This is a genomic window from Solibacillus sp. FSL K6-1126, assembly GCF_038003445.1.
Classification (GTDB): Bacteria; Bacillota; Bacilli; order Bacillales_A; family Planococcaceae; genus Solibacillus; species Solibacillus silvestris.
Genome location: NZ_JBBOPD010000001.1, coordinates 1,617,373 through 1,631,043 on the forward strand (window position 1 = coordinate 1,617,373; position 13,671 = coordinate 1,631,043).

The 13,671-nt window shown below is 36.5% G+C and carries 15 protein-coding genes; 11 read left to right on the plus strand and 4 right to left on the minus strand.

Features of this window, described 5'->3' with window-relative positions; genetic code table 11:
- Positions 1-120: 120 nt before the first annotated feature.
- The 6 genes from MHH44_RS07815 (at position 121) to MHH44_RS07840 (ending at position 5,234) form a co-directional block, all read left to right on the plus strand.
- The gene (locus MHH44_RS07815; protein WP_340734919.1) at positions 121-1,482 is read left to right on the plus strand and encodes an aspartate kinase; all 1,362 of its coding nucleotides are present in this window, start codon (positions 121-123) and stop codon (positions 1,480-1,482) included.
- Positions 1,483-1,599: 117 nt separating this feature from the next.
- Positions 1,600-2,250, plus strand: coding sequence for a DsbA family oxidoreductase (locus tag MHH44_RS07820; RefSeq protein ID WP_014824221.1), 651 nt, complete (start codon positions 1,600-1,602; stop codon positions 2,248-2,250).
- Between the two features lie 30 nt (positions 2,251-2,280).
- A complete protein-coding gene (locus MHH44_RS07825) occupies positions 2,281-4,059 on the plus strand; it encodes a glycerophosphodiester phosphodiesterase (RefSeq protein WP_339264219.1) in 1,779 nt (592 codons plus the stop codon).
- A 10-nt stretch (positions 4,060-4,069) separates the two neighbouring features.
- On the plus strand, positions 4,070-4,600 hold the full coding sequence (locus MHH44_RS07830) for a tubby C-terminal domain-like protein (protein ID WP_014824219.1): 531 nt from the start codon (positions 4,070-4,072) through the stop codon (positions 4,598-4,600).
- Positions 4,601-4,613: 13 nt separating this feature from the next.
- Positions 4,614-4,868: a thymidylate synthase gene (locus MHH44_RS07835; RefSeq protein ID WP_340798212.1), complete on the plus strand. Its 255-nt coding sequence runs from the start codon at positions 4,614-4,616 to the stop codon at positions 4,866-4,868.
- A gap of 102 nt (positions 4,869-4,970) precedes the next feature.
- Positions 4,971-5,234, plus strand: a complete 264-nt coding sequence (locus MHH44_RS07840) for a hypothetical protein (protein ID WP_340798213.1) — start codon at positions 4,971-4,973, stop codon at positions 5,232-5,234.
- Positions 5,235-5,497: 263 nt separating this feature from the next.
- On the opposite strand, the gene MHH44_RS07845 is transcribed toward MHH44_RS07840, so the two are convergent.
- The gene (locus tag MHH44_RS07845; RefSeq protein WP_008408460.1) at positions 5,498-5,689 is read right to left on the minus strand and encodes a hypothetical protein; all 192 of its coding nucleotides are present in this window, start codon (positions 5,687-5,689) and stop codon (positions 5,498-5,500) included.
- A gap of 157 nt (positions 5,690-5,846) precedes the next feature.
- Between MHH44_RS07845 and MHH44_RS07850 the strand changes: the two genes are divergently transcribed.
- Positions 5,847-8,063, plus strand: coding sequence for a YcdB/YcdC domain-containing protein (locus MHH44_RS07850; RefSeq protein WP_340798214.1), 2,217 nt, complete (start codon positions 5,847-5,849; stop codon positions 8,061-8,063).
- A gap of 232 nt (positions 8,064-8,295) precedes the next feature.
- Entirely contained in the window at positions 8,296-8,724 is a 429-nt protein-coding gene (locus MHH44_RS07855; protein WP_008408458.1) for a hypothetical protein, read from the plus strand.
- A gap of 140 nt (positions 8,725-8,864) precedes the next feature.
- Here the strand turns inward: MHH44_RS07855 and MHH44_RS07860 are convergent, their stop codons facing one another.
- Positions 8,865-10,211 carry an MATE family efflux transporter gene (locus MHH44_RS07860; RefSeq protein ID WP_008408457.1) on the minus strand — a complete coding sequence of 449 codons (1,347 nt, stop codon included), beginning with the start codon at positions 10,209-10,211 and terminating at the stop codon, positions 8,865-8,867.
- Between the two features lie 322 nt (positions 10,212-10,533).
- On the opposite strand from MHH44_RS07860, the gene MHH44_RS07865 reads away from it, so the two are divergent.
- A complete protein-coding gene (locus tag MHH44_RS07865; RefSeq protein ID WP_008408456.1) occupies positions 10,534-11,109 on the plus strand; it encodes a 3D domain-containing protein in 576 nt (191 codons plus the stop codon).
- Positions 11,110-11,372: 263 nt separating this feature from the next.
- Here the strand turns inward: MHH44_RS07865 and MHH44_RS07870 are convergent, their stop codons facing one another.
- The gene (locus tag MHH44_RS07870) at positions 11,373-11,633 is read right to left on the minus strand and encodes a hypothetical protein (RefSeq protein ID WP_008408455.1); all 261 of its coding nucleotides are present in this window, start codon (positions 11,631-11,633) and stop codon (positions 11,373-11,375) included.
- Positions 11,634-11,743: 110 nt separating this feature from the next.
- Between MHH44_RS07870 and MHH44_RS07875 the strand changes: the two genes are divergently transcribed.
- Together MHH44_RS07875 and MHH44_RS07880 are read left to right on the plus strand one after the other, a co-directional pair.
- Positions 11,744-12,076, plus strand: coding sequence for a redox protein (locus MHH44_RS07875; protein ID WP_340798215.1), 333 nt, complete (start codon positions 11,744-11,746; stop codon positions 12,074-12,076).
- A 51-nt stretch (positions 12,077-12,127) separates the two neighbouring features.
- Positions 12,128-12,337, plus strand: a complete 210-nt coding sequence (locus MHH44_RS07880) for a hypothetical protein (RefSeq protein ID WP_008408453.1) — start codon at positions 12,128-12,130, stop codon at positions 12,335-12,337.
- An 80-nt stretch (positions 12,338-12,417) separates the two neighbouring features.
- Here MHH44_RS07880 and MHH44_RS07885 read toward each other — a convergent pair whose 3' ends face one another.
- The gene (locus tag MHH44_RS07885; RefSeq protein ID WP_340798216.1) at positions 12,418-13,590 is read right to left on the minus strand and encodes a hypothetical protein; all 1,173 of its coding nucleotides are present in this window, start codon (positions 13,588-13,590) and stop codon (positions 12,418-12,420) included.
- Positions 13,591-13,671: the final 81 nt, after the last annotated feature.

A 13,671-nucleotide genomic window follows, 5' to 3' on the forward strand; every position in this document is an offset into this window, starting at 1 on the left:
ATAGATTAATGAATTTACTGAATAGTCTTGACTGAAATAGGATAAATTTGTACACTGTGTAAAGTCAAATGTTTTTTCGGTGAGTACAAATATCAATTTTGAGAGTAAGGATATGATGAGATGATAGTATGTAAATTTGGCGGCACATCTGTCGCGAGTGCAGAACAAATCAAAAAAGTAGCAAGCATTGTGAAGTCTAATCCTGAAAGAAAGATTGTCGCTGTTTCTGCGCCTGGTAAGCGTTCAAGTGATGATATTAAAGTGACGGATTTATTAATAGATTTAGCAAACACCGTGATTAATAAAGGCGATGTTGAAGCAAAAATTAAAGCTGTTGTAAATCGTTACCGTAATATTGCTGAAGATCTTGGTTTAGACAATACAATTTCAGATATTATTGAGCAAGATATACGCGGGCGTGTGACAGAAAATTGGTCAGACAAAGACTTATTCTTAGATAATATGAAAGCAAGCGGTGAAGATAACAATGCAAAACTAATTGCGTGTTATTTTAATGCAATTGGCATGCCCGCAAAATATATAAGTCCAAAAGATAAACTAATTTTAAATGACTTCCCGGAACGTACGTATGCATTGCCAGAAGCATACGAAAACTTAAGTGTATTGAAAAATACAGAGGAGATTATTGTTTTCCCGGGATTCTTCGGATATACAAAATCAGGCGTATTACGTACATTTGACCGTGGCGGATCTGATATTACTGGTTCGATCTTGGCATCAGCTGTTGGTGCTGAGCTATATGAAAACTTTACGGATGTGGACTGTGTGTTCGCTGCTAACCCTAAAGTCGTAAACGATCCAGTCGATATTAAGGAAATTACTTATCGCGAAATGCGTGAGCTATCGTATGCCGGTTTTTCCGTGTTCCATGATGAAGCATTAATGCCAGTCTATAAACAAGGTATTCCGGTCAATATTAAAAACACAAATAACCCCTCGGCATCTGGGACGTTAATTTTACCGACTCGTCCGGCAACGAATCGCCCGGTTACAGGGATTTCTGCGGATAGTGGTTTTTCAATTCTATATGTATCAAAATATTTAATGAATCGAGAAGTTGGCTTTGGCCGCAAGCTACTTCAAATTATTGAAGAGGAAAACATTTCTTATGAGCATACACCATCTGGTTTAGACGATATTTCAGTTATTATGCGTTCTAGCCAGCTGTCACCTGAAATTGAAGCGCGAATTGTAAAGCGCGTTAAGGAGGAACTATGTGCAGATGATGTTCAATTCAGCCATAATTTTTCTATGATTGTCATTGTCGGGGAAGGCATGCGCCATAATACAGGGTTGGCAGCACGTGCAGCCACTGCGATTTCTGCAACAGGAGCGAATATTGAGATGATTAATCAAGGTTCTTCGGAAGTTAGTCTTGTATTTGGCGTTCGTTCGGAATATGAAGATCAAATATTAAAGGGACTTTATGAAGAGTTTTTTGCAACAATTACTTCATTTTAGATATTATTTAGTCGAATCCATGTCGGGTTCGGCTTTTTTCTTTGGATTTTTGGGTATTGTAATAAAAAACCCATAGAATAGAGGGATATAATTACATAATTATTAGGGGGAGACAATATGAAAATAGAGATTTTTTCTGATTTTGCTTGTCCGTTTTGTTATATCGCTAAAACGAAGTTATTTCAAGCTATCGAACAATTAAATTTAGGTGAAGAAACGGAAGTCGTTTACAGAGCGTTTGAAATAAGCCCTGCCGCTTCAAAAACGGAAACGTTATCTTATGTGGATTCCATTTTTAAAAAGAAAAATAATGACCTCCGTAAAACAGAGGAGTTCATGGAAGCGTTGCAAATGCATGCCCAGGATGTAGGAGTCGTATTCAACTTTGATAAGATAGTTCTCGCCAATACGAAAAATGCGCATCGCTTAACTAAGCTTGCAAAACTCTATGAAAAAGAACTGGAGTTTGTAGATGTTGTAATGAAAAATTATTTTGCGGAAGGTCTTAATTTAAATGACACTGAATCACTTCTGACCATTTGCGAACAGATTGGCATCGATCGGAGCATGGCACAAAAAATAATAAAAGAAGAACAATTCACAGAAGAGTTAGTGCTGGATCGATATGAAGCACAGCAACTTCAAATAAAGATTATCCCTTTTTTCGTATTTGAAGACCATTACGGAATTAGAGGGGTGGAGCCAATGGAAGTATTTACAAATACTTTGCTTCAAACAAAGGAATATATTAAGAAAAACCAAAAATAGAGATAGAATTGACTAGTCGGAGGAAGCCTTGTGGACAGAATTAAACGCGTTATTCAACTGATTTTCAGAAATCTATATTATTATCGAGTCGATTATATACGGACGTTTGCGATATTACGGATTGTGCAGGCATTCATTTTACTGCCTATCATCTGGCTGATTACCGCAGTTGTCATGGATATTACCGGAGTACAGGTAATTACGCAAGATAGTATCCTTTATTTACTGACAAATCCGTTTGCGTTATTTGGAATAGGAATTATTTTATTTATCGGAATTGTATTCATCTATTATGAATTAGGATTTTTAATACTATTGGCATACTATCAGCAGCGTGGAATTCCATATACATGGAAAGAGCTTTTAAAACGGTTAAATCAGAAGGTTGTCTATTTTATCAGCTTGCAGACATTATTGATTGCAGTTTACTTACTATTATTGATTCCACTTATTTCATCATTTTTGCCAGTTTCGTTGATTCAAAATATAAATATACCAAGCTTTATTATAGACGAACTTTTAAATTCTCGTAATGGTACGTTTCTATATGTTGTGCTAATAATTATATTGAGTTTTATAGGCTTACGTTTCATTTTTACATGGCCGTTTTTTACGGTTTATCAAGAGGTTTCAATAGTTGAAGCATTAAAGATGAGCTGGCAGTTTTCAAAAAGAAAACTAATTGAGACGGTCGGGATGATCGGGGTTATTGTCATCGTCAATATAACGCTTTTGTTGTTCGCGTTATTTATCGTATTGACACCGCTCTTTATCATTGAAAGATTTAAGCCGAGCTGGGGACTTGTCACTGCAAGTTTTACAATGACACTTGCACAGGGCGTCATCATCCTGTTCTTCACAATATTGCAGGTTTTGTTTACTCAGCTAATCGTTATGGTGGCATTCCAGTTAACACGTCATAAACCGTTAATCATACAGGAAGAGCCATTTAGACTAACAATTCGTCAGTGGTCCTTTCTAATTGCTGTATATGCGTTTTTCCTGGTGAGCGGTATTAATTATATCAATTTGGGAAAAACGATTTACGAACCGGACACAAATATTGTTTCCCATCGCGGCTTTATGGATGGCGGTGTGGAAAATACATTGAGTGCGATTGAAGCGGCTAAAGAAGCAGATGCGGATTTAGTAGAAATCGATATCCAGCAAACGAAGGACGGGGAATTTGTCGTCTATCATGATAAAACTTTATCACGTTTGTCAGGTGAAGATGATATTATTTATGATTTAACGCTAAATGAATTAGTCACAACAACCGTTTTGGCGGATGGATTCAGTGACACGATCGCTTCATTTGAGGAAGTGCTTGAAATGAGTCATGATTTAAATATAAAATTGCTTATTGAGCTGAAAACTCATGGTTTTGAAACAGAGGACTTTTTACAGCGCTTTGTTGATCTGCTTGATGAATATGATGCCTTGGATTATCATTATGTTCAATCACCTGATTTACCGACAATGGAGCTGCTTGAAGAACTGGAACCCCGTGTTCATACTGGGCATGTGTATTCCATCGCATACGGCAAGTTACCAGAATCAAATGCCGACTTTATTTCGGTGGAGCAGTCTTTTGCTACGAAAAATATCCAGCAGCAAGTAGAGGATCGTGATATGGAGTTGTTCGTCTGGACGATTAATGATGAGTCGGATATGCAGAAATTTTACGAGAAAAATGTAAATGGTGTCATTACCGACCATCCTGATGAGGCACTTTCGATACGGGAAAAATTTGATGAAAAGCAAAATTTTTTACAACGGATACTCAATAAAATTAAGATTATTTATTAAGGGGAAATCAATGCAGACTTATACGTACGAAGTATTAGGAAATATAAAATCAACGGAACAACAGCCTGTTTACAATGAAGCGGGGGAGCAAATCCTAAAAGTTCAGCGTATTTATGATAACGGTTTGAAAAAATTGCTGGACGGCTATTTCGATCACCGCTATTTTTTGAAATATGCGGTGCTTGGTAATGATGGACAATCATTATTCGAAGTGAAGAAAATCTTCAGACGCGGAAAAGTGTGGTTTGAAGGAAAGGATCTTGTTTTAAACGAAAAATATATCATTAATTATGAGAACTGGCGTATTGGCGTTCCCGAACTGTTTATATCAAGCGATAAATTTAAGATGAAAATTGATAAAGAAATGGAAGACTGGTCCAACTTTATTATAAATGACGAGGTTATCGCAAGGTGGCTTGCTGTTTATAATGAACAATCGGATATGTTTTCGGTTAAGCTGGTAGTATGGGAAGAAGCACCGGTACAGGACCCGGCGTTTTATATCGCCATTGCGCAGGCGACACTATTCATAGGGGTATAGGAGAGTAAAAAAGATGAATGTAGTATTTGTATTAACAGAAACGGCTGAAGAAGTTTTGCAGATGGTCAGTAAGGATGTTGCGGGACTGCTAGCTGCTGTAAAAGGCGAAAGTGTTTCATTTCCATTTGGCAACTATCAGTATGACAGCCATACACTTGATCATTATTTACTGGAAAATGGTACATATCAGCAAGAGCTTGTCATTTATTTAAAGCCAGAGCAGAAAAATAATGAAACGATTTTGCCATTACCAAAAATGCAGGATTAACGTAGTTGACTGCATTAATTAGATTCATGTTTCGCCTGAATAAAGGGAATTAAATTCACTTGTCGAATGTAATGTTGAATACATATTGGCAGGTGAATTTTTTTGCGGCAGCTAAATTTATTTGAACTGGAGTTTGAACAGCATCAGCCGAAGTTTCAATTGATGGACACTGTAAAAATAATCTTAATCGATGAACAATTGGATAGTGAAACGTATCATTATCGCAAATTTTATGAAGCCCATATCATCAATAAAGCAGGGGAAATAACAAACATTCATATAAGTCCAGCCGGAGTCGTTACCTATGAAGTGGATATATACGGAGCAAAATATTATTTGCTTGAAGAGGAACTGATTTTAAAATGATATAGGTAAAGGAAAAAGAGGGTGGGACATAACCCAAAAATGCCATTTTTCTCTTAGAGAAAAATGGCATTTTTTGCTGAGCGTAAAAATTGATTTCCATTCCGGGACGCTTTCCGCGGGCGTGGCCTGAGCCTGTAGTCTCAGGCGTCACGCTATTCCCGCAGGAGTCGCCCTCCATTCCAATCAATTTTATAAAATATCCGTTTCTTAATAAGGTTTTTCTCCTTAGTTTATGAAATTTCTACTTCTGTCCCAGCCTCTTTTTATTTATTTTTCCGTTCAAGTTTCATACCGATAATGCGGATGACGATGCCAATTAGGATAAACACCCATCCGATGCCGATAAATACATAATTCAATGTTTGGTTAGTGTTAGGTAGGATGCCAAACAAACCTAAACAAACGACAATAATGCCGGAAAATGATACAAGCATTCCTGCTGTTACAATATTCACGAACTTCACCTCTGAAAGATTCTAACATGACTTACTATTGAACACAATGTATAGTATTTTACTGGAAAAAAGTAATAATTTTATAAAATGTACAATATATTGAAACTATTGCCAATAATTAGGCGTATAATAGATAGAAACAAAGGAGGAATTGAATATGAAAAAATGGACAACCGCTTTAGGCATGTCGATTGTTTCTTTAGGATTGCTTGCCAGTCCTGCTCTTGCAGAGGCTTCTGTCAATCCGAAAGAAGAAAGGGTACCCATCTATGTTGCGATGACAGATGAAAGTGTAACAAAAGAACAGTTGATTAAAATTTTAAAAACGAAATTACCGGAGATGTTTGCTACATACTCTGATAGTGATTTCCAAATGACTTCTATGAGTTATCATTATGCTGATGATTTAACTACACGTTATGAATTAATGTTCCAAAAAAAGGTCAATAAACAGATGGAAAGCGGCAGTGTTTCATTCAGATCGGACAACCTAGAAATTGAGCATTTATATTTCAGTCCTGCAAGTGTGAAGGATGCTTTATTCCCAGGTAAAATAACTGAAGAACAAGGACGTAAAATTGCAGAAGATTTCGTTAAAAAGGTGGCCTCTTCATCCAATTACGTGATATCAACTGAAACACCTAGTTATTTCAGCCGTCTAATTACTGAGCCGATCACGTACAATTACAGCTTCACTTCAACCGAAAAAAATATTCCAATCCAGGATCAGTCAATGATAGTAAGTGTACTTGGCGATGGTAAAATCCAGTATTTCACACAAATGAGTCCTGATCAAAAACGCATGTCGTTTGAAGAGACGACAAATGTTGTTACAAAAGAAGCAGCGTTAGAAAAAATGAAAGATCAACTAAATTTAACTTTGCAATACACGGTTGATTATTCCTTAACATCTTCCAAGCCTGCTGTTAAACTTGTTTACTTGCCAGCCCCAAATGTAATTGGTTTACATGCGACTTCTAATAAATGGGCAACTACAACAGGCAAAGTGGATTCGTTAAATGGCAAAGTAGCATTACAACCGCTTGCGCCAAACCAATTAAAAGAACCATCACCAATTACAATTGAAGACGCGAAAGAAATTGCAAAACAGTTAGTAGCAAGCCAGGGAAATACAACAAAATTCACAATTGATCATGCCTATGAACATGAAATGAATGATCAAGCCGTAATCAGTGTTTCCTATTCTTACCGCTACCGAAACGGCTCGTTCGGTTCATCAATCGAATTCAATAAAAACACTGGGGAACTTATCTCTTACTCTGACTTCTATAGTCCACTCCCGCTAGAAGATGATGAAACGGAAAATACAGTTCCAAGACTGGATAAAGATAAGGTCCTCGCAGCAGCGGAAAAATATGTGAAGGAGCTTGCTCCAACATCCGTACATGAATATGCGAAGGCACATACAGATCCGGTTTATGATAAGGAATCAAAAGTGCATTATGTGAATTTCCCACGAATTAAAAATGGACTGATTGTAAATGGTGACAGTCTATCGGTAACAATTGATGACGAAGGGAAATTGAAATCATTCTATCGCTATCCATTGGATATTGAGGAATGGCCAGATGCATCAGCAACAGTTTCAGGCGAAGAGGCAAAGAAACTATTTGCAGATGCACTGGATGTTAAACTTGTTTACCACCGACTGCAAAATGAAGACGGTAAATACGAGCTTGTATATGTCCCGACAGTAAAGGGACAAGAGTACTACCAAATCGATGCCAACAGTGGCGAGATTGTCAGTCCGTATGTACAAACTGAAAAAGCGAAAGTAACTCACCCGACTGCCGAAAAGGAACTGAATTATTTAATTCAGGCTGGTGCAATTGAAGTGAAGGATCCGAAAACTTTCAATGCGGATACGGCCATTTCACAAGGGCAGGCGCTTCAAACTATCATTAAGTCCATCACTTATTTCTATGAGGATTATTATGCATATCGTCCGGAGCAGCCACCAGTTTCATTCGATGAAATCAATCCGGATCATCCGTATTATAATGTAGTGGAAACTGCAACACGTCTAGGCATTTTAAATCCGCTGGAAGATGAATTAAACATCGACCAAAAAGTAACAAATGAGCAATTAGCCGTTTGGTATATCCGAACACTAGGTCTTGAACAAGCGGCAAAGCATGCGGACATCTATCAGTTAACGATAAAAGATGCGGCTGATGTTGATCCGGAAAAAATCGGATATGTGGCAATTTCGCATGTATTAGGACTTCAAGGTGCGGAACAATCGATGTTCTTACCGAAAAAAGAAGTAACATATGCACAGCTTGCAAAATCTATTATTGAACTTGCATATGAAATAGCAGAAAAACGCAATAGCGGTTCGTATTACTACTAACCTTTATAATGGTTTTAAACTCGTGAAGTTTCTTAAGACTCCACGGGTTTTTTTTATTTTTTTTCATAAAATAAGGAATATACGTTCTCTTTTGTGCAATAGTTAGTGGTTTAACTGTACCGACTTGTGATAAAATAATTTAAAGTGCTAAACTGAAAAAAATCGCGATAATTTTTTTGAAACGTTGTAAGATAGTACAAGTAACGAATCAATAATGGAAGTTGGGAAAAAAATGCAAAAAAATAAATACCGAATTCATAGTAATGTTCTGTTTGAAATTGCACAAAGCCGTTCATTCACAGAAAAGGATAATATCGAGGAACGTTTTGATGAAGAGGGAAAAATCAAATTATTAAGTGACCGTGCTGGAGCAGATTTATCACTATCGATTGTAAAAACTGAAGATGGGATCGCTTATTCAGTAAAATGGGATGACTCGGAAGAAGTTTTCAAAGGTTGGAACATGGCTTGGGAAGAATTTATTTGGTGCTTAGGTGTTGTCAACAAACCACTTGAAGAAGCGGCGAAAAAAGCTGCAGAAGAAGCGAAACGTCGTGCAGCTGAAGAAGCATTGCTAGCAGAAGAAAATGCAGAACTTGAAGAAGCTGTAGCAGAAGAAGCATCAACTGAAGAAGCTTCGGCTGAAGAATCATCTAAATAATAATGTGAAACGCCTTCTCAATATAATTGAAGAAGGCGTTTTGATTACGCCATACAATAGTGAGAAGCCGATAATTTAAATGGATTACAAATAAAAAAACATCCATCTCCTCACAAGGGAATATGGATGTTTCAATATATCTATTTATCAGAACTAACAATGGCATAGCGTTCCCATTTCCGACTGCGCCAGCGGAAAATAACGAGTACTGCGCGGATCCATTCATCACATGCAATAGCAAGCCATACACCGACAAGGCCTAAGTCAAGAACGAAGACGAATAAATAACCTAGGGATAAACCGATAACGATCATGGAAATAAAACCAATACGGACAGGATAAGCGGCATCCCCTGAAGCACGCAAAGAGTTAATGATCGTAATGTTAATCGTACGTCCTGTCTCCAGTAAAATACTTAATAATAGTACGCTCGCCCCGATTTGAATAATTTCTTCATTGTCAGTAAAGATGCGCATGAACGGTTCTCTAAAGAGGATGATAATTGCGACCATGGACAATGTAAAAATTAAAGCCGATTTTACACCAAACCATACTTTACTATAGGCAAGTTCTTTCTCGCCTGCTCCGACATACCGGCCGACTAAAATAGCTGTCGCCATCCCGATTGCCATTGCAAAAAGATAAGTAAACATCGAGATATTCACGGCATACTGACGGGCAGATAATGCCTCGGCTCCAATAAATGTTACATAATAGAGAAGGACAATTTGATTGGTCTGGTAGAGCACCTGCTCAAGGGCAGACGGAATTCCGATTTTCAATATTTTTGAAATATAGTTTTTGGACAACCTATAGTAATCTGCCCATTCAATACGAACCTCCAACGCCTGGTATAAAAGCCAAAAAAATACAACTGATGCCAAGACACGACTAATAACAGAAGATATTGCTGCACCTTCCACGCCAAGTTCCGGCATTCCAAATTTACCAAAGATTAAAATATAGTTTAAAACAACGTGTACAATATTCATTGCAAGCGACACGTACATCGTTTGCTTCGTCCAGCCTTGCACACGAATAATTGAAGACATGGAAGTAATTAAAGCTTGAACGAATATAAAGCCTCCGACAATGACCAAATAGCTCTGCGCTGCTTCCAATACAGCACCTTGCAGGTTCATCATCTTCATTAGAACATCGGAAAATAATATAAATAACCCACTAATGACTAAACCGACGAGTAAATTGAGTGTTACCGATAAAGCTGCGATTTGGGATGCTTCAGCAATTAGGCGGGAACCTAAATATTGAGAAACGACAATGGATGCACCCGTACCGATTACCCCTAATAATAAAATTGCAATTTGTATATATTGATTGGCTGTTCCAACGCCTGCTACTGCATCATCCGATACAGCACTTAACATAAATGTATCGGCTAACCCCATCAGCATAAATAGGAACAACTCTAAAAATAATGGCCAAGTTAACTTAAATAAACTCAATTCTTTCGTGCTATTTTCCAATCAGTTCACTCTTTCTATTGTTTAAATCAAAACAAAAAATATATTAGCATAAATTGTTACTATAGGATAGTTTTTTACTCACCGCTTAAAAGAAGGTAAAAAGTCATGTAAAAAATGTTAATATATGGTTCTATTTTATGCGAATAATAAAGTTATTCAGATATTTGTAATATATTCTCGACATATTTCGACTATTTGTTATCGAATTGTAATATTGACGGCATGAACATGTCATCTCACTGAAACATTGGAAGGTTATGCTAGGTCATGTTGAATCAAAAAGATTTTTCACGACACTTTCTCTGGAGGGAAATATTCAAGTATGATCAAGAAAATAGTAGCATTTATTGCGGTTATGGTCGCAAGCACATTCATTTTTGCAGGAACGTCAGAGGCAGCTTCACATACAATTAAAAAAGGCGAGAATTTAACAATGCTTGCGAAGAAATACGATACATCAGTAAAAGAACTTATGGCATTGAATGATTTAAAGACTACAAAAGTACAAATTAAACAAGTCCTTAAGTTACCAAGCCATATTAAAAATAAGCCGACAGCAAAGAAAGCGACAATAAAAAAATCAGCCACACATCCTTCTAATGTAAAAAAGACAATTAAGATGTCATCAACGGCTTACACAGCTAACTGCAAAGGCTGTTCTGGTATTACGAAAACCGGGTTGAATTTACGTAAAAATCCTAGTTTGAAGGTTATTGCCGTAGATCCGAAAATCATTCCACTTGGCTCTAAAGTATGGGTGGAAGGCTATGGAATTGCCGTTGCGGGTGATGTTGGCAGTGCCATTAAAGGAAAGAAAATTGATATTTTTATGAGTAAAAAATCGACAGCTAAAAATTGGGGTCGAAAAACAGTCACGGTTAAACTTTTAAAATCATAAAACAAAGCCTATTGCGATGAAACTTACTTTTCGCAATAGGTTTTTTTTATTTTAAGTTATAATATAAAAAGATTTTGCGGAAGGAATGGATCTGAAATGTTTTTTTATGAGACAACTTGCCGGTATTGCCGGAAGCCATTCAAGTTGATGGAAGGTACAAAAAAATATAATCAATATAAAGTAAACCGACAAGCAAGCATCAGTTGTGATGATTGTGAACGGCGGATCGAAGCAGATTCAAGAAAATATTTGTTTAATCGGGATTAGGGTTTGCCCATCATTTTTCTTATTTGCCGAAGTTCCCGAATTAATTTATCGATTTCATCTTGCATTTGCTTAAAATCAGATTCGCTGCCATAGGAAGCCGAAGCCTGCTGTCCGTTTTGCTCCTCAAGCAGCTTTAATGAAATTCCTGCAGAAATCATAGACAATACATCGCCAATCGTTGTAACAGCAGCACCTGCATAGGCAAGCCTGGCTGCGATTACTTCTAAAGAGGGTGTAGAATCCGAACCATTATTCAAATATATTCCTCCTATTCATAGGCAGATGCCTTTACCATATGTATATACGCCTGAAAAATTTTCATTACAGGATCATTGCGTTAAGGACGAAATAAAAGGAGTTGGTAGTCATGGATGGCAAAAAAGTAGAAATTGAATGCAGAAACTGTCACGAAAGGATGACGATCGATTTTTCTACAGATCATTTTTCTTCGGAAATCCAAATATTTAATGGAAAAAAACAACAGAAATGGACTTATATTAAGGAATGTCCGCATTGCCAAACAATTAACTCCGTCACGAGTGATAAAAAAGAGGAATGGGGCGGTAGGAAAGGACCAAATATAAAACTTTTAATGTTTTCTGGTTTATTCGGCTGCTTAGGATTTATCGTTATTGGTTTCCTTTTACTTTATTTTGCTTTTAAAGGTTTTGGTTTTTTGGTCGATTGGTTATTTAATTAAGGAAATGATAAATTTTCATGCTATAATAAATAGCTTGTGGAGGTGTAGTTAATGTCAAAGAAATGGACAATCCATTCGATTCGCGAATATGTAGAAAAGAATACAGATACAAAATTAATATCAACAGAATTTAAAGGGTTTTCGCAAAAATTAGATTTCCAATGTGCTTGTGGGAACACATTCCAAAAACCTTGGAAAAAATTCAAAGAAAACAAACAGCAAAAATGTGAAGTGTGCCAGCCACCGAAAGAATCACGCTAAAGAAATAAACGGTATACAAATACGTCAAAAACGCTGTCTAGCAATAAACTAGTCAGCGTTTTTGACTGTTGCTTCGTTCATTATGAATCGCTAACAATTGTCAGATTTAGTTCATTATAAAGTTCATAAAAACTTTTATGTTCAGTATTTTCTGCAGAGCCTATATAAACAACACTATTTTTAAAGTGCAGGCTGTTTGACAGTATTTCTATATATTTTCCGGTAGTAATGAGTAAAAACTTTTGCTCACAGTAAGGATAGATGATTAATTGACTGTTGGCTGTTTCAATATTTATTGTCTCAAACAGTTTCCTAAAATTCATATGATTTTTCAGCTTAAATTTATACATTGAAATCAAATTGTTTTCATTAGAGTGCTCACTGAAAAATGTATTGGCAATTTGATAAAACTGCTTTGAATTATATATGAGAACACTCTGAGACTTATTGATTTCAGATGGCATAAATGAATTATGACGTTCAATTATTTCCTTGCAAAATGTCAGCAGATCGCTATATAGATCACTGGAATCCGGATGTTTTTTTATTATCCGGTAAAAATGCCGGGCTAAAAAAGAAGTATACATAATTTCGTTCGATTCATTAAATTTTTTTAACAATGAAGACATCGAAAAAACAGCCATTTCATAATTTTGCTTTAAGAAATTTGTACTTGCCTGAATGGAATGGACAAAAACAACTTCCGCATCATTTTTACAATGTTCAATATACCAGTTAAACTGGCCAATATATTTCCTTGCTTCCTCAAAGCTTCCCGTTTCCAATAGGGTGGTAACGAGCTGTAACTGTGCATTACATTCATAAAATAATCGTTCCTCTTTCATTTCCAAAGCATAAAAGTACGCACTTTTAGCATATTGAACCGCTTCGGGATTATTATTTTTTTCAAGTGCCAGGATGCTTAGTAAATAGTAGCACATTGACAGATTTTGAGGGGAAGAATCTGAATCAATTGAGTGAATGATTGAGTTAATCAGCATGTCGCTTTGTGGAATAATAGCGACTATGGAAGCAAATTTAACACAGCAAACAAGCGCTTCTGTCACATGTTCCGGGTTGCCCGATCTTTCTATGGTCGCCAAAATAAACTGAAGCTGAGCAAATGCTTCGTCAAACTGTTTGTTTGAATAATAAGTCTGAAAATGCTTTATACTCAGCGTTAAAGAGCTTTCGATCAATCGCAATTCGTTGTTCAAACTATTTTGTAAAGATGATTGGGAACAGGTATGCATATCAAAACTCCTTTAGATAGATAAAATAATATCGATTTGTACCGTCAATAGAATCTGTAATCAGTTGACTGAAATAGGTGT